The sequence below is a fragment of the Streptomyces sp. NPDC085524 genome, assembly GCF_044541755.1.
Classification (GTDB): domain Bacteria; phylum Actinomycetota; class Actinomycetes; order Streptomycetales; family Streptomycetaceae; genus Streptomyces.
Map to the genome: position 1 here is coordinate 21,767 of NZ_JBITTH010000024.1, position 14,767 is coordinate 36,533.

Genomic DNA, 14,767 nt, shown 5'->3' on the forward strand with positions numbered 1-14,767 from the left:
TGCAGGCGCCCGGTCGGCGGTCGTAAGCTGTACGAGCCGATGACGTCCCTTACGGAGGGCCCTTGCCCAGTCCCTACCGCGCCATCTTCGCGGCTCCCGGAACCAAGGCGTTCAGCGCCGCCGGCCTGATCGGCCGGCTGCCGATCTCCATGGTCGGCGTCGGCATCCTGACGATGATCTCCGAGATCACCGGCCGCTACGCGATGGCCAGCGCACTCACCGGCACCCTGGCCCTCTCCGCCGCCGTCATCGGTCCGCAGGTGTCCCGCCTGGTGGACCAGTACGGGCAGCGCCGGGTCCTGCGGCCCGCCACCCTGATATCCGTGGCGGCGGTCGCCGGACTGCTGCTGGCCGCCGCGAACGGGCTGCCGGACTGGACGCTCTTCGTCCTCACCGCGATCGCGGGATGCGTGCCGAGCGTGGGGTCGATGGTCCGCGCCCGCTGGACCGTGCTCTACGCCGACTCCCCGCGCGAGCTGCACACCGCGTACTCCTTCGAGTCCGTGGTGGACGAGATCTGCTTCATCTTCGGCCCGATCATCGCCATCGGCCTGTCCACCACCTGGTTCCCCGAGGCCGGCCCGCTCATCGCCGCGGTCTGCCTGATGGCCGGCGTCTGGCTGCTCACCGCGCAGCGCTCCACCGAGCCGGAGCCGCACCCGCGCGAGACGGCCGGGAAGCACACTTCGGCCCTGCGCTCCCCCGGCCTCCAGGTGCTCACGGCGACCTTCGTGGCGACCGGCGCGATCTTCGGCTCCATCGACGTGTCCACACTGGCCTTCGCCGAGGAGCAGGGCCACAAGTCCGCGGCCAGCCTCATCCTGGCCATCTGGGCGTTCGGGTCCTGTATCGCCGGAATCGTCTTCGGCCTGCTCCATCTCAAGGGCCGGACGGAACGCCGTTGGGTACTGGGCATATGTGCGATGGCCGTGAGTATGATCCCCCTCCTACTGGCCGGGAACTTGCCGTTTCTGGCCGTGGCGCTCTTCGTCTCGGGCCTCGCCATCGCTCCCACGATGATCACCACGATGGCCCTGATAGAGGCGCACGTCCCACGCGCGAAGCTGACCGAGGGCATGACCTGGATCAGCACCGGCCTCGCGGTCGGCGTCGCCGTCGGCTCCTCGGTGACCGGTCTGGTCATCGACGCCGCCGGGGCGCGCAGCGGGTACGTCGTCTCCATCTCGGCGGGAGTGGCCGCGGCGGCGGTGGCGTTCGCGGGATACCGCCGGCTGACGAGGCCGGCGCAAGGGGAGGAGCGCGTCAGCGATGGCGACGGCGACAGCAGCGAACAGCAGGCCGACCGCGTGGCGTAACTGGGCGGGGAACGTCACCGCCACGCCCGTCCGCACCGTGACCCCGGTTTCGGTCGGGGAGCTTCAGGAGGCCGTCCGCAGGGCCGCCCAGGACGGCCTGCGGGTGAAGGCGGTCGGCACCGGCCACTCCTTCACCGCGGCCGCCGCGACCGACGGGGTGCTCGTACGGCCGCAGGCGCTGGCCGGGATCCGGGAGATCGACCGCGCCGCCGCGACGGTGACGGTGGAGGCGGGCACGGTCCTCAAGGACCTGAACGCGGCGCTGGCCCGGGAGGGCCTCTCGCTCACCAACATGGGCGACATCATGGAGCAGACCGTCTCCGGCGCCACCAGCACGGGAACGCACGGCACCGGCCGCGACTCGGCCTCCATCGCCGCCCAGATCCGCGGCCTGGAGCTGGTCACGGCGGACGGCGAGCTGCTGCGGTGCTCCGAGAAGGAGAATCCGGAGGTCTTCGCCGCGGCCCGGGTCGGCATCGGCGCGCTCGGCATCGTCACGGCGATCACCTTCGCCGTCGAACCGCTCTTCTTCCTGACCGCCCGCGAGGAGCCCATGCGCTTCGACCGGGTCACGGCGGAGTTCGACCAGCACTTCGCGGAGAACGAGCACTTCGAGTTCTACTGGTTCCCGCACACCGGCAACTGCAACACCAAGCGGAACAACCGCAGCCAGGGCCCCGCCGCCCCGCCCGGACCGGTCAGCGCCTGGATCGAGGACGAGCTGCTGTCCAACGGCCTCTTCCAGGCCGTCAACTCGCTGGGCCGCGCGGTCCCGGCGACGATCCCCTCCATCGCCCGCGTCGCCAGCCGTGCCCTCTCGGCGCGCACCTACACGGACATCCCGTACAAGGTGTTCACCAGCCCGCGCCGGGTGCGGTTCGTGGAGATGGAGTACGCACTGCCGCGCGAGCAGCTCGTCGAGGCCCTGCGGGAGCTGCGGGCGATGGTCGACCGCTCGAGCCTGCGGATCAGTTTCCCGGTGGAGGTGCGGACGGCCCCGGCGGACGACATCACGTTGTCGACGGCCTCCGGGCGCGAGTCGGCGTACGTCGCGGTGCACATGTACAAGGGCACCCCGTACCAGGCCTACTTCACGGCGGCCGAGCGCATCTTCACCGCGCACGGCGGCCGTCCGCACTGGGGCAAGGTGCACACGCGCGACGCGGAGTACTTCGCGGAGGCCTATCCGCGGTTCGGCGAGTTCACCGCGCTGCGCGACCGCCTGGACCCGGACCGGGTGTTCGGCAACGACTACCTCCGGCGGGTCCTGGGCGACTGAGCCGCGGGCCGGCCGTCCCGGGTCAGGGGGTGCCGCTCCGCTCCCCCTGGCCCGTCCGCGTCGGTGCGTCCGCGTTCGGCGTGCGGGTGGGGGCCGGTGCGGTGCTGGGGGCCGGCGGGGTCGGCGTGGGCGTGGGTGACGGGCGGCCGGACTCCGAGCGGCTCGGGTCGGCGGCCGGGCTGCGGCCGCCGACCGGCGGGGAGCCCGAGGGGTCCGGCTCCGGGGAGGGTCCGGCGCCCGGGCTCCGCCCGTCCTTCGGGTCCTCGCCCCGCCCGCTCTCCCCGCGCTGCTTGCCGCCGGTGCCCGGCCCGTCGCCCGGGGGGACCCGCCGTTCCTCGCCCGCCTTGCGCGTACCGCCCGAGAAGATGGTCCCGCCGCCGCTGCTGACGGAGGTTCCGGCGACGGCCTCGTACGTCCCGAGGGCCCCCAGGGAGATGGCGAAGGCCGCACCGGCCGCAACCGCCGTGCGCTTCCAGCCCCGTACGCGGGTGCCGTGCACGGTGGCCTCGCCGAACTCCCCTGCGGGGGCGGGCGCCGGCACCTGGCGGGACCTGGGGCGGGTGCTCTCGCGCAGCTGGTCGCCGGTGCGCCGGAAGAAGTGCTGGATGACCGGTCCGCCGGCCGTCGCGACCACGCTCACCACACCCGCGCCCAGGATCGTCCCGTAGACGCCCATCTTGGACGCCAGCAGCGCCGCCGCGACGGTGGCCAGGGAACTGCCGGCCACCTGGGCCGCGCTCAGGTCGAGCTTCTTCCTCTCCGGCGCGTCCGGTGTCTGCCGTATCTCCGGTTCGGCGTCGTGCGCCGCTTTCTGACCCATCGCCATCTCCTGCGCGTCGCGCCCCTTGCGTGTGCGAGTCCCTCGGCAGTTACTGACACCCGGGCGAAACGGAAAGTTCCGTTTCTGGGGATTCTGTGAAGCAAGACACCCCGAATCGGACACGGGTGCAGGTCGGACCCGCCGGAGGGCAGGCCAACTCCCGCCGTCCGGGAGAAGTTCGGCGGCGCGGCGGTCCACCCAGGTGGCCCGAATGGAGTACTGTGGCGATCCCTGGGGCTGTCCTTCCTTACGGATGTCCGGACTCGGGAGAGGGGGCCGATTGATGGAAAACGGCACTCGAAGACCGGCGATACCGCGATATCGCACGGGCTCCTGCTGCGCACAGTAACCAGTCGGTCACTGTGCGTGCCCAACAGGTAACCGTGCCATAACGGCGATCAAGGGCGCATGCCCGACACGCCGGTTTAACTCGGCAAGGTTGTGGCAGGCTGCACCCGGGCAGGCCACACTCGACTAGCGGAAGCAGCGACGCACGTGACGTCGGCAGGCACCACCCGGGAGGTCCCCATGCCCGAACTGCGTGTCGTGGCCGTCTCCAATGACGGCACACGACTGGTGCTCAAGGCTGCGGACAGCACGGAGTACACGCTTCCGATCGACGAGCGGCTTCGGGCCGCCGTACGCAACGATCGAGCACGCCTGAACCAGATCGAGATCGAGGTCGAGAGCCACCTCCGTCCCCGCGACATCCAGGCCCGCATACGGGCCGGTGCCTCCGCTGAGGAGGTCGCTCAACTCGCCGGCATCCCCGTCGACCGCGTACGCCGCTTCGAGGGCCCGGTGCTCGCCGAGCGCGCGTTCATGGCCGAGCGGGCCCGCAAGACCCCCGTGCGCCGCCCCGGCGAGAACACCGGGCCGCAGCTGGGCGAGGCCGTGCAGGAACGCCTCACCCTGCGCGGGGCCGAGAAGGAATCCGTCCAGTGGGACTCGTGGCGCCGCGACGACGGGACCTGGGAGGTCCTGCTCGTCTACCGGGTCGCGGGCGAGCCGCACTCGGCGAGCTGGACCTACGATCCGCCCCGCCGCCTGGTCGTGGCCGTGGACGACGAGGCCCGCTCCCTCATCGGCGAGGCGGAGGACCTCCCGGCGGCGCCGGAGCCGAGCTTCCCGTTCGTGCCGAGGATCGCGCGTCTGCCGCGCGACAGGCCGCTGGACCGCACCCTCGACCGGCCGATGGACCGGGCTCTCGACCGGCAGCTGGAGCGGGCCGAGGCCAGGGCGGCCCTCCCCCAGCCGGATCCGGAGGAGGAGCGGGACACCCTCACGAGCCTGCTGGAGGCCGTCCCGAGCTTCCGCGGCGACCTGGTGGTGCCCGACCGCACCGAAACCGCGGCGACGGAACCGGAGGTGGAGGAGCCGCCGGCCCCTGCCGCCTCGGCGGGCGCGGGTGCCGCGTACGCGGACGTCCTGATGCCCCGTACGGTGGCGGGCCACCGCGACCGCCTGACCGGCACCACCGACCGCCAGGCCGAGGCCGACGGGGTCCGTCCGGGCCGCCGCGCGGCGGTGCCCAGCTGGGACGAGATCGTCTTCGGGACGCGGCGCAAGAAGCAGGAATAGCGCAGGATCTGCCCGCGGGCCGGGCCGCGGCCGGGATCTCCCGGCGGCGGCCCGGCTGCCGCGTGCCGGGACTACTGCGGGTCCGGGCCGGTGGCCACCGGGCGGGCCGGGTCGGAGGACCACTCCGACCAGCTGCCCGCGTACAGGTCGGACTCGATGCCGGCCACGGCCAGGGCGAGGACCTCGTGGGCTCCGGACACGCCCGAGCCGCAGTACACGCCCACCGCCGTGCCCTCCGTGACGCCGAGCCCCTCGAAGCGGGCGCGCAGCTCGTCCGCCGGGCGGAAGTGGCCGTCCCCCGTCACGTTGTCCGTGGTCGGGGCCGACACCGCGCCCGGGATGTGGCCGCCGACCGGGTCGATCGGCTCGACCTCACCGCGGTAGCGCTCCCCCGCCCGGGCGTCCAGGAGCAGGCCCGTACGTGCCCGTACGGCGGCGCCGTCGGCGTCCAGCAACCCCGAGGCGGCCGGGGTTGGCTTGAAATCGCCCTCCACGGGAGTCACCCGGTCGGCCGATACGGTGCCCCCGGCGGCCACCCACGCGGCCAGGCCCCCGTCCAGCACCCGCACGTCCGGGTGACCCGTCCAGCGCAGCAGCCACCACGCGCGGGCCGCGGCCCAGCCCTGGCCTCCGTCGTACACGACCACGGGCCCGTCGGAAGTGACGCCGGCCCGCCGCATCACCGCGCCGAAGGCCTCCGTGTCGGGGAGCGGGTGGCGGCCGCCCGCACCGGGCGGACCTGCCAGTTCGCGGTCGAGGTCGACGTACACGGCGCCGGGCAGGTGCCCGGCTTCGTAGGCGGGGCGCTGGTCGGGGCCCCCGAGCTGCCAGCGGACGTCCAGCAGCGCCGGCGGCCGGGAGCCGGCCAGCTCGGCCTGCAGCTCGGCGGCGGAGAGGATCGCAGAATTCGCAGTCATGCGGCCCATCTTCCTCCCCGCCCGGGCCCCGCGTAACACGCCCGTCACCATGCGGACGCACCGATCCGGTCATCTATGTCCCCGGCTCGTCCATGCGGCCCGGTCGGGGCGCGCCGGGGCCCCGGGAGTGGAAGCATCAGCACCGGCGAGCGACTCGAACTCGACGGAGGAGACGGCTCACATGACCGAGGCAGCGGCAGCGACGCGGCACACGCCCGGCACCCCGTGCTGGGTGAGTCTCATGGTGCACGGTCTCGGGACGACGGAGGACTTCTACGCCGATCTGTTCGGCTGGGAGTACGAGCCGGGCCCCGAGCAACTGGGTCCGTACGTCCGGGCGGTGCTGAACGGCCGGGAGGTCGCGGGGATCGGCGAGATGCCGCCGGACCGGCACCTGCCGGTGGCGTGGACCACGTACTTCGCCACCGACGATGCCGACGCGAGCGCCGAGGCGATCCGCTCGTGCGGCGGCACGGTGGCGGTGGGCCCGCTGGACGGCGGCAGCGCGGGGCGGATGGCGATCTGCTCCGACCCGCTGGGCGCGATCTTCGGGCTGTGGCAGGCGCGGAGCCACACGGGCACCCAGGTGCCCGGCCCGCCGGGCACCCCGGTCTGGAACGAGCTGATCACGCAGGACACCTCGACGGTCGGCAAGTTCTACCAGCACGTCTTCGGCCACGAGGTGTCCGCCCACGATCCGGGTGCCGAGGACTTCGACCACCTCACCCTCCAGGTGGGCGGCCGTCCGGTGGCCGCCGTGCACGGGATCGGCCGTTCGCTGCCGCACGACCGGGGGCCGCACTGGATGGCGTACTTCGAGGTGGAGGACACCGACGCGGCCGCGGTCCGGGTCGCCGACCTCGGCGGGCGCGTCGTCGAACCGCCGCACGAGGGCGTCAAGGGCCGGGTGGCCACGGTCGCCGACCCGGAGGGCGCGGTATTCACCCTCGTCCGCTCGCGCGGCAGGGACTGACCTCGCGGTCCGGGCCGGCCCGCGGCGTCCCCCGCGTCAGCCGCGCCGGCCGGGCCGCGGCGGACGCTGGGCGCGGGTGACCATAACCAGGGCGAAGAGCAGCATCACGGTCCCGGGCATGGAGAAGAGGCTCTTGTAGGGGCCCGGGACCACCAGCAGGCCGGCCAGCTGCACGCTCAGCGCTGCCGCGAGCAGCAGTTGCGCCCAGCCGAACAGCTGCGGGCGGACGACGTGTTTGCGCTGCCAGGGCAGCAGCCAGCCCTTGGTGAGGGTGGCGATCCCCGCGGCGACGAGGAGCAGTGCCGCGACAGCGATCGGTATGCCGAGGTAGAGGCCGAATCCCATGAAGGGATTCTCCCTCCTCGGTGCGGTGTCCGGGCGGCGGGGTCCGTCAACGAGGCGTCCCGCCCTCCTTCTTCACCGCCCGGATCTCCTCCGTCGCCTCGCGGAAGGCGGGGGCTGCCCGAGTGAAGTAGTCGAAGAGCAGGTCCAGTTGGTCCGGGGTGTACCCGGCGAGCACGTCGGCGATCCGTCGGCGGGCGGGGCCCACGGCCGCCTCGACGTCCGCCAGCGCACCGGGGACGGCCTCGACCACGACCTTGCGGCGGTCGGCCGGGTCGGCGGTGCGGCGTACGTACCCGGCACGCTCCAGCCGGTCGATCAGCCGCGTGGTCGCCCCCGTGGTGAGCCCCGTCCCGGCCGCCAGTTCACCCGAAGTCAGGCCGCCCGCCAGGGTGATGCGGCTGAGCGCGTACCACTCGGAGGCCTGGAGGCCGGCCGCCTCGGCGCCCGCCATGCCGTGCAGGCCCACGGCGTCCACGTACTCCCGGAAGACCGCCCGCCGGTCGTCCTCTTCCGCCATCGCGACACCTCTCCCTTGCGATTTATCTGCACGCGTGCAGATAATGCATGCGTGCAGTTGCTGCGCCAGTGTAATCAACACGGCGGCAGCCGTCACCTGCCCGCATCCGGCAACCGGAGAGGTATCCCGTGAACACCAGGACCATCAAGCGCGCCGCCCTCGTCACCACCGCCGTCCTCGCACTCGGAGCCGGCGGCACGTACCTCTACCTCGACACCACTTCCGACGTGCAGCGCACCGGTACGCAGTCCTGCACCGAGGTCATCCCGGCTGGCGCGGACCGCGCCGACGGCGAGGCCGTGTGCGCCACCCTCGACGCGCTCACCGCCGCGTGGGGCCGGGGCGACGCGGAGGCGTACGGCCGGCAGTTCACCGAGGAGGCCACCTACACCACGTACGTCGGCAGCCACTACGAGGGCCGCTCCGACATCACCGAGGGCCACCGCGCGCTCTTCAAGGACTTCGTCAAGGACACGAAGCTCGCGGCCGCCTACCTCGACCTGCGCTTCCTCGGCAAGGACGCCGCGATCCTCACGGGCCGCGGCGACGACTACACCGGAAGCCGGCCCGCGCCCGCCGAGCTGACCAAGGTCCAGACGTACACCCTGGTCCGCGACACCGACGGCGCGTGGCGCATCGCCGCGTTCCACAACACGCAGCGCCGGAACGTGATGGAACGCTTCTCGTTCCTCTACTCGCCCGCCACGGCCCCGAAGGCGGAGAAGTGACCGCCCCGGTCGGGGCGTGGCCCGCCGGCAGGGCGTCCGGGAACCCGGGACCCCGTCAGAGGCCGATGACCGTGGGGTCCTCGGCCAGTTTGCGGAGGTAGCCGCCAGGGTCGGCGACCAGGGTGCGGCGGGCCAGGTCGAGCAGGCCGATCGTGCCCGTCACCTCGCAGGCCAGGGTGCCGTCCGCCTTCCGGATGTCCTGGCGCAGCCGGAAGGTCTTGCCCGTCCCCCACTCGAAGGTGCAGACCACATCGACCCGGTCCCCGCCCTGGAGCTCGCGCTTGAACTTCAGGGTGCACTCCAGCTGGGCCGGCCCGACCCCGCCGGCCAGCAGCTTGTCGCCCGGGATGCCCGCGGCCAGCAGCACCTCCCACAGCGCGTGCTCGCAGTACTGGAGGTAGACCGCCTGGTTGAGGTGGCCGCGGGTATCGAGCTCGTACTCGCGGACGGCGATGCGAACGCTGAACGGCTGGGGCACGTGAGTGCGTCCCTTCCCTGGTTCTCGGGGCTACGGTGGTTCGGTCAGGCCGTGGTGCGGTGCGGGCTGTACGGCGACCAGCTCCACTGGCGCCAGTAGCCCTCCGAGACGCCGAGCCAGGTGCGCAGGGCGTCCGGGCTTTCGAGGAACTCGTGCATGCTCATCAGGAGCCAACTGTGCACCGCCTGGCTGTCCCGGCAGTCCCCGCAGTGGCCGGAAGTGCAGCAGAACTGGACGGTTTCGAGGTCGGCGCCCCATGCGTTGAATCCGGGCAGCACCGGGTTCCCGTTGGCGATGCGCTCCGCGTGCGCCTTGTGGTCGACGCTGATGCTCGGACACACGTCGTACCCGAAGTCCCGGCCGTGCGAGCGGCCGGTGATGAGGGCCTCGATGTAATACGGGTCGTTCACCACCGCCCGGGGGAACAGCTCCTTGACGCGCAGGGCCTCGTCGAGCAGTTTGCGGCCTTCGAGCGCCTTGAGCGGATGGTCGCCGCCGTACTCGCTGTAGAAGTTGAAGCTGACCAGATTGCCGTTGTCGGCCATCTTGCGGACGGTCTCTTCGATGTAGCCGGCGCCGGGCTCGGTCAGCGCGTAGATGAACGTGGCCCGGGGGTCGTCGCGGTAGTTGGCGAGGGCGGTGTCGATCAGGCCGGAGAAGCGGCGGCCGTTGGGGTGGATCGCCCGGAGCCGGTCGTCGAGCGGACCGCCGCCGAAGACGGACACGGCGATCGCCACGTCCTCGAACCCCTCCCGGGGCAGGGCGAGGAGCCCGTTGGTCGAGATGGTCACGTAGTCGAGCAGCTCGACGAACGGTCTTATCTTGTCCGGGACGAGGGTCGGCTCCCCGCCGATGAGGAGCGCCGAGGTGACCCCGTCTGACTTCAGGCGCTCCACGAAGCCGCGCACTTTGGCCAGATCGCGCTCGTCCGTGACGGCCGAGTCGAAGTCGTGTGCGAAGAACCAGCAGCCGTCGCACCTGATGTTGCAGGCACCGGTGAGGTGTATCTCCGTGTTGCGCACCTGCCGTCCGAAGCTGCGCAGCGCGTCGAGCCTGGCGCCCAGTTCCGGTTCCTTTGCGATGATGCCGGCGACGCGGGCACGGATCTCGTCCCGCGAGAGGGGCCGACGGGTGAGGTTGAGTGGCTGGGCAGACATGCTCGGGGTCTCCTCTGTTCTGCTGCCGGTCTTCCGCAGATCGGGCCGGGTCAGACCGGAAGGGTCAGCCCGAGCTTCTTCACCTTCGCGCCACCGCGGACCTCCCAGTCGTGCCGGGCCTCGGCGTTGGTACGGGTCCTCAGGCCCCAGCCGACCGCGATCTCCGCCTTCTTGGAGTCCGGACTGCCGAAGACGTCCAGCGAGTGCGGCCACAGCCGGTCGACCGCCGCCTGCACCTGCTTCTTGCCCTCGCGGTCCTTGACCAGGCCGCGGACGATGCGGGCACCGTGCGCGATGTGCACGCGCTCGTCCTGGATGACGGTGCGGAAGGAGTCGGCCCAAGGGCGGTAGCTGCTCGCGGACATCTCCTTGAGCAGCTCCATCACGGCGTCCTCGATCAGCCAGGACACCACTCCGCGCTCGGCCCACGTGGTGCTGTTGTGGAAGTCGGCCGTCAGGAAGAGCTTGCGCCGCTCCTCCAGCGTCTGGGTCGACATCTGCGTGGTGTCGATGCCCAGGTCCGACAGGACCGCGCTGGCCACCTTGAAGTGGTTGATCTCCTCGGCGGCGCGCTCGCAGCAGACCTGCCGCTCCTCAGCGTTCGGCGCCAGCGGGTAGAAGACCCGGATGTAGTCGTCGGCGCCCGACAGCTCGCCCTCCGCGTGGATGAGCATCTGCCTCTTCGCCATGGACTGGTATTCCTCGGGCATGCCGAGGAACTCCTCGGGGGTCCGCACCACGATCACTTCGTCATCCGACGGCACCTTGGCCACCTTCACTCTCTCTGGCAGGGGAAGCGTCTCCGGGCGGGGCGGCATCACCCTGTCATCGCGGGGCACGGCCCGTCTTGTAGAAATCGGCCGCCGTGCGTGCCCTGCTCAGGCGGGGAGGAGGACGCTGGTGACCCGGCCGGCGATGCGGTCGACGCAGGCGGGCCCGGCGATGGCCTGGGCCCGGTGGGCCAGGAACTCTGCGGGCGTCAGGCTGGTCATCGCCTTGAACTCGTGCTGGAAGTGCGGCTGGTCGTGAAATCCGCAGGCCGCGGCGGTGGCCGTGGTCGACGCTCCGGTGGTGAGCAGGTGCAGCGCGTGCCGCAGCCGGACCACGCGCGTGACGGCCATCGGGGACAGTCCGATCTGCTCCTGGAAGCGTCGTCGCAGCTGTCGTTCGCTCCAGCCGACCTCGGCGGCCACTTTTCCGACGGGAAGGTGCCGGCGGCCGACGCAGAGCAGCTCCCAGGCCCGCAGCACCTGCGGGCAGACCACGGGCCCGGACGCGCAGGCGCGGGTCAGCACCCGGTCGAGGAGGGTGAACCGTTCGGCCCAGCCCGGGGCGGCGGCGAGCGCGTCGGCGAGGGCCCGGCCCCGGGCACCGAGGACCGCGTCCAGGTCGACCACGGACTCGGCGAGCTCGTGCATGTCGACGGCGAGGAAACGGAAGGCGGCCCAGGGGGTGAGGATCACCTGCATCCCGGAGGCCCGGCCGTCGTGCTCCCCCAGTGCGGCGCGGGTGTGCAGGCCCGCGACCAGTGAGGTGTACGGCGTACACGCGGGGTGCACGGCGTCCGTGATGCGCACCGGGCCCTCGAAGCCGATGACCAGCGTCACCGTCTCCTGGGGCAGTTCCAGGCGGCACTGCGGCCTCCTCGGTGCGATCCGGAATCCCCGGTAGCTGTGCACCCCCGGCCGTAATCGCTCGTCCGGCAACGCCCGTGCGATCTCCCACTCACCCGACGGACAGGACAAACGCCTCATGTCGACTCCCCCCTCCAACGGCATCCAACCGCGCGCCCGTCGACGCCTGCCAGCGGGGAATAGGTCAGTCCGCGCGGAGCCCCCGGCGGGGGGGCAGGAGACCGGGCCGGGGCCGGCCGGCTCCCGCGGCCGGCCCCGCGACCACACCGAACGCGACCGGTCACGGAGCCCGGGCCCCGCCGCCTGCCCGCACGCGCCGCCGAGGCGGGCGGCATCCGGAACCAGGCCGGAGGACACATCGCCACCACGCGGACCAGCGTCGACGGCGCGGCCGGCACCCTCTTCGGCGACCTGCGCTCACGCCGGGCGCTGTGGCGATTTCCGGCAGCGTCGACCGGGGTTCAGCCGGAGGTGACCGGCAGCACGTCCGGCGACAGCGAACCCGCCCGCGACGCGGCACTCGTCATCCGCCGCCGGTGATGGCGGCGGCACAGCACCTCGTACCCCACCTCGGCCGCCGACCGGGCCACGTCCCCCACCACGACCTGCTCGCCCTCGACGACCATCTCCCCGCCCACCGTGCGAGCGTTGTGAGTGGCCCGCGCGCCACACCAGCACATCGCCTCGACCTGCAGGGTCTCCACGCGGTCGGCGAGCTCGATCAGACGCTGGGAGCCGGGGAACAGCTTGGTGCGGAAGTCGGTGGTGATGCCGAACGCGAAGACGTCCAGGTCCAGGTCGTCGACGATCCGGGCCAGCTGGTCGATCTGGTCGGGGGCCAGGAACTGGGCCTCGTCCACGATCACGTAGTCGACCTTGCCGCCCCGCGACAGCTGCTCCACCACATGCCCGTACAGGTCCAGACCCGGCCCGGCCTCCACCGCATCGGTCACCAGCCCCAGACGCGACGAGAGCTTCCCCTCGCCCGCGCGGTCATCGCGCGTGAAGATCATTCCCTGCAGCCCCCGCGCCGATCGGTTGTGTTCGATCTGAAGCGCCAGGGTCGACTTCCCGCAGTCCATGGTCCCGGAGAAGAAGGCGAGTTCGGGCATGGGAAGTACGGGACCTTTCGGGTCGTGGGCGGGAGGAGGGTGACAGGAGGAGCAGGGCGGGCGGCGAGGGTCAGGAGCGGATTTCGAGCAGCGGGACGAGCTGCTCGGCCGCGGTCATCGAGCCGTGCATCCCGGCGAGCGCAGACTCGTTGGGCTCGTTGCGGGAGGCGGTGATGGCCACGTCGGCCTGGGCGGCCGCGACCACGTCCCCGATGCGGCCGAGCACGCGCTCGTCGCACTCCCCCGGCGCGCCGAACCAGCCCAGTTCGAGGGCCTCCTCGCGGCCGGCGACCCAGAAGCGGTCGCCGAGCACCTCGCGCCACACGGTCAGGACGTCGGCCTCGGCGCCCGGGACCGCGTACACGTGCCGGGCCCGGCCCTCGCCGCCGAGCAGGGCGACACCGGCGCCGAGCTCCCAGTCCTCGTCGAAGTCGATGCGGGAGTCCTCGTCGAAGGGGACGTCGACCATGCCGTGGTCCGCGGTCACGTACAGCGCCGTGCGCGGCGGCAGCTGCTCGGCGAGGCGCTGGACGAGCCGGTCGACGTACATCAGCTGGCCGCGCCAGGCGTCGGAGTCCACGCCGTGCCGGTGGCCGGCCCCGTCGAGCTCGCTGAAGTACGTGTACACGAGCGAGCGGTCGCCGGCCGCGAGCTGGAGCGCGGCGAGGTCCATCCGCTCCTCGCCGGTCATCCGGCCGTGGAAGGTGCCCCCGGACAGCGCGATCTTGGTGAGCGGGGTGGTCTGGAAGGCCGGCGAGGACACCTGGGCGGTGTGCACCCCGGCCTTGTCGGCCAGCTGGAAGACGGTCGGGTACGGCTGCCAGGGCTTCGGTGGGGTCCACGGGTGCCAGCGGAGCTGGTTCATCAGCTCGCCGCTGGCCGGGTTGCGGACGGCGTAGCCGGGCAGGCCGTGGCGGGCGGGCGGCAGGCCGGTGCCGACCGAGGCGAGCGAGGTCGCGGTGGTCGCCGGGAAGCCCGCGGTGATCGGGCGGCCGGTGCCGCCGCGGGAGCTCCCGAGGAGGGAGGTGAGGTACGGGGCCTCGTCCGGGTGGGCCTTGATCTGCTCCCAGCCCATGCCGTCGACCAGGAACACGCAGTTCCGGTCGGCCGGCGTCAGCTCGGCGATGGACGCGGTGAAACCGGGGACGTCCTGACCGGCCACGAGCGTGGGCAGCAGGTCGGCGAGCGAACCGGTGCCGTAGTGCGGGACGGGGGCGCCTGCCAGGTCCAGCAGCTCCGGTTCGTCCCAGCCCTGCGGTGCGGAGTACGCCATCAGCGGGCGGAGGGGGCGGACGTCGCCGCCGTCGCCTCGGAGAGCGCCTGCGCGAAGACCAGCGTCTGGCGCACCGCCTCCGGGCCGTCGCCGGCCTCGCTGACGCGCAGGCTCAGGTCGTCGGCGGTGGAGTTGCCGGTGTAGCCGTGGTCGGAGTCGCAGTTCGGGTCGCCGCAGGCGGCCGGCTCCAGGTCGATCCGGGAGACCGCGCCCCAGCCGATGGTCAGGACGACCTCGCGGGGCAGGGTGCCGGGGGTGTAGGACTCCGGGTTCGCGACGACCCGGCTGAGCACCACGGAGGAGATGCTGGACAGCTTGACCGACTCGGTGGAGGTGGTCGCGTACGGGGACGGGGATCCGGCGTCGGCGGCCTGCTCGTCGGTGTGGCTGACGATGAAACGGTTGCCCGTCAGGACGAGCACGGTGACGTGACGGCGCACCTCGTTGGAGTCGAAGGTCGTCTCCTGGTGGACCAGGTACGACGAAATCGGCTCGCCGCCCACCGCGGCCTCCACCGCCTCGGCCACGAGGGCCGGGTAGTAGCCGCTGCGCTCGATCGCCGTGCGCAGCCCCTGGGTCGTCGTACCGGATTTCGCCATGAGGTCCATCCTAAGGCCCGTTCGGGGCACCCCGGCCT

16 protein-coding genes are annotated in these 14,767 nt (G+C 72.3%); 5 read left to right on the forward strand and 11 right to left on the reverse strand.

Annotation, left to right across the window (positions count from 1 at the left end; translation table 11 throughout):
• The first annotated feature begins 62 nt into the window (after positions 1 to 62).
• A complete protein-coding gene (locus tag ACIGFK_RS30750) occupies positions 63 to 1,316 on the forward strand; it encodes an MFS transporter (RefSeq protein WP_376656720.1) in 1,254 nt (417 codons plus the stop codon).
• A complete protein-coding gene (locus ACIGFK_RS30755) occupies positions 1,270 to 2,595 on the forward strand; it encodes a D-arabinono-1,4-lactone oxidase (RefSeq protein WP_376656721.1) in 1,326 nt (441 codons plus the stop codon). The genes ACIGFK_RS30750 and ACIGFK_RS30755 overlap by 47 nt, the downstream gene beginning before the upstream one ends.
• A 22-nt stretch (positions 2,596 to 2,617) precedes the next feature.
• Here ACIGFK_RS30755 and ACIGFK_RS30760 read toward each other — a convergent pair whose 3' ends face one another.
• Positions 2,618 to 3,415 carry a hypothetical protein gene (locus tag ACIGFK_RS30760; protein WP_400054464.1) on the reverse strand — a complete coding sequence of 266 codons (798 nt, stop codon included), beginning with the start codon at positions 3,413 to 3,415 and terminating at the stop codon, positions 2,618 to 2,620.
• 495 nt (positions 3,416 to 3,910) lie between these two features.
• Here ACIGFK_RS30760 and sepH point away from each other — a divergent pair, with 495 nt between their 5' ends.
• Positions 3,911 to 4,996, forward strand: a complete 1,086-nt coding sequence (gene sepH, locus ACIGFK_RS30765) for a septation protein SepH (RefSeq protein ID WP_376656723.1) — start codon at positions 3,911 to 3,913, stop codon at positions 4,994 to 4,996.
• 71 nt (positions 4,997 to 5,067) lie between these two features.
• Here sepH and ACIGFK_RS30770 read toward each other — a convergent pair whose 3' ends face one another.
• On the reverse strand, positions 5,068 to 5,913 hold the full coding sequence (locus ACIGFK_RS30770) for a sulfurtransferase (protein WP_400054466.1): 846 nt from the start codon (positions 5,911 to 5,913) through the stop codon (positions 5,068 to 5,070).
• 181 nt (positions 5,914 to 6,094) lie between these two features.
• Between ACIGFK_RS30770 and ACIGFK_RS30775 the strand changes: the two genes are divergently transcribed.
• Positions 6,095 to 6,886 (forward strand): VOC family protein, encoded by a 792-nt coding sequence (locus ACIGFK_RS30775; protein WP_376656725.1) that lies wholly within the window; start codon positions 6,095 to 6,097, stop codon positions 6,884 to 6,886.
• Between the two features lie 36 nt (positions 6,887 to 6,922).
• On the opposite strand, the gene ACIGFK_RS30780 is transcribed toward ACIGFK_RS30775, so the two are convergent.
• Both ACIGFK_RS30780 and ACIGFK_RS30785 read right to left on the reverse strand, forming a co-directional pair.
• The gene (locus ACIGFK_RS30780) at positions 6,923 to 7,231 is read right to left on the reverse strand and encodes a hypothetical protein (RefSeq protein WP_376656726.1); all 309 of its coding nucleotides are present in this window, start codon (positions 7,229 to 7,231) and stop codon (positions 6,923 to 6,925) included.
• Between the two features lie 46 nt (positions 7,232 to 7,277).
• Positions 7,278 to 7,748, reverse strand: coding sequence for a MarR family winged helix-turn-helix transcriptional regulator (locus ACIGFK_RS30785; protein ID WP_376656727.1), 471 nt, complete (start codon positions 7,746 to 7,748; stop codon positions 7,278 to 7,280).
• A 128-nt stretch (positions 7,749 to 7,876) separates the two neighbouring features.
• Here ACIGFK_RS30785 and ACIGFK_RS30790 point away from each other — a divergent pair, with 128 nt between their 5' ends.
• Complete coding sequence (locus tag ACIGFK_RS30790) at positions 7,877 to 8,476, forward strand: SgcJ/EcaC family oxidoreductase (protein ID WP_376656728.1); 600 nt, start codon at positions 7,877 to 7,879, stop codon at positions 8,474 to 8,476.
• Positions 8,477 to 8,531: 55 nt separating this feature from the next.
• Here the strand turns inward: ACIGFK_RS30790 and ACIGFK_RS30795 are convergent, their stop codons facing one another.
• The 7 genes from ACIGFK_RS30795 to ACIGFK_RS30825 form a co-directional block, all read right to left on the reverse strand.
• Positions 8,532 to 8,954: an acyl-CoA thioesterase gene (locus tag ACIGFK_RS30795; protein WP_327382868.1), complete on the reverse strand. Its 423-nt coding sequence runs from the start codon at positions 8,952 to 8,954 to the stop codon at positions 8,532 to 8,534.
• A 44-nt stretch (positions 8,955 to 8,998) separates the two neighbouring features.
• A complete protein-coding gene (locus ACIGFK_RS30800) occupies positions 8,999 to 10,111 on the reverse strand; it encodes a radical SAM protein (protein ID WP_376656729.1) in 1,113 nt (370 codons plus the stop codon).
• 50 nt (positions 10,112 to 10,161) lie between these two features.
• Positions 10,162 to 10,875 carry a Phenylacetic acid catabolic protein gene (locus ACIGFK_RS30805; RefSeq protein WP_376656730.1) on the reverse strand — a complete coding sequence of 238 codons (714 nt, stop codon included), beginning with the start codon at positions 10,873 to 10,875 and terminating at the stop codon, positions 10,162 to 10,164.
• Between the two features lie 114 nt (positions 10,876 to 10,989).
• Positions 10,990 to 11,865 (reverse strand): helix-turn-helix transcriptional regulator, encoded by an 876-nt coding sequence (locus ACIGFK_RS30810; RefSeq protein WP_400054471.1) that lies wholly within the window; start codon positions 11,863 to 11,865, stop codon positions 10,990 to 10,992.
• Between the two features lie 341 nt (positions 11,866 to 12,206).
• Positions 12,207 to 12,857 (reverse strand): thymidine kinase, encoded by a 651-nt coding sequence (locus ACIGFK_RS30815; protein ID WP_376656732.1) that lies wholly within the window; start codon positions 12,855 to 12,857, stop codon positions 12,207 to 12,209.
• A gap of 70 nt (positions 12,858 to 12,927) precedes the next feature.
• A complete protein-coding gene (locus tag ACIGFK_RS30820; protein ID WP_376656733.1) occupies positions 12,928 to 14,130 on the reverse strand; it encodes an alkaline phosphatase family protein in 1,203 nt (400 codons plus the stop codon).
• Positions 14,130 to 14,729, reverse strand: coding sequence for a DUF5998 family protein (locus tag ACIGFK_RS30825; RefSeq protein ID WP_362294668.1), 600 nt, complete (start codon positions 14,727 to 14,729; stop codon positions 14,130 to 14,132). The genes ACIGFK_RS30820 and ACIGFK_RS30825 overlap by 1 nt, the downstream gene beginning before the upstream one ends.
• Between the last annotated feature and the right edge of the window lie 38 nt (positions 14,730 to 14,767).

What these genes read in the sequence shown, in the direction of transcription:
- ACIGFK_RS30755 (WP_376656721.1), top strand. Translation starts at nt 1,270, where the DNA reads ATGGCGACGGCGACAGCAGCGAACAGCAGGCCGACCGCGTGGCGTAAC.
- ACIGFK_RS30760 (WP_400054464.1), bottom strand. Translation starts at nt 3,415, where the DNA reads ATGGGTCAGAAAGCGGCGCACGACGCCGAACCGGAGATACGGCAGACA.
- ACIGFK_RS30770 (WP_400054466.1), bottom strand. Translation starts at nt 5,913, where the DNA reads ATGACTGCGAATTCTGCGATCCTCTCCGCCGCCGAGCTGCAGGCCGAG.
- ACIGFK_RS30775 (WP_376656725.1), top strand. Translation starts at nt 6,095, where the DNA reads ATGACCGAGGCAGCGGCAGCGACGCGGCACACGCCCGGCACCCCGTGC.
- ACIGFK_RS30780 (WP_376656726.1), bottom strand. Translation starts at nt 7,231, where the DNA reads ATGGGATTCGGCCTCTACCTCGGCATACCGATCGCTGTCGCGGCACTG.
- ACIGFK_RS30785 (WP_376656727.1), bottom strand. Translation starts at nt 7,748, where the DNA reads ATGGCGGAAGAGGACGACCGGCGGGCGGTCTTCCGGGAGTACGTGGAC.
- ACIGFK_RS30800 (WP_376656729.1), bottom strand. Translation starts at nt 10,111, where the DNA reads ATGTCTGCCCAGCCACTCAACCTCACCCGTCGGCCCCTCTCGCGGGAC.
- ACIGFK_RS30810 (WP_400054471.1), bottom strand. Translation starts at nt 11,865, where the DNA reads ATGAGGCGTTTGTCCTGTCCGTCGGGTGAGTGGGAGATCGCACGGGCG.
- ACIGFK_RS30815 (WP_376656732.1), bottom strand. Translation starts at nt 12,857, where the DNA reads ATGCCCGAACTCGCCTTCTTCTCCGGGACCATGGACTGCGGGAAGTCG.
- ACIGFK_RS30820 (WP_376656733.1), bottom strand. Translation starts at nt 14,130, where the DNA reads ATGGCGTACTCCGCACCGCAGGGCTGGGACGAACCGGAGCTGCTGGAC.
- ACIGFK_RS30825 (WP_362294668.1), bottom strand. Translation starts at nt 14,729, where the DNA reads ATGGCGAAATCCGGTACGACGACCCAGGGGCTGCGCACGGCGATCGAG.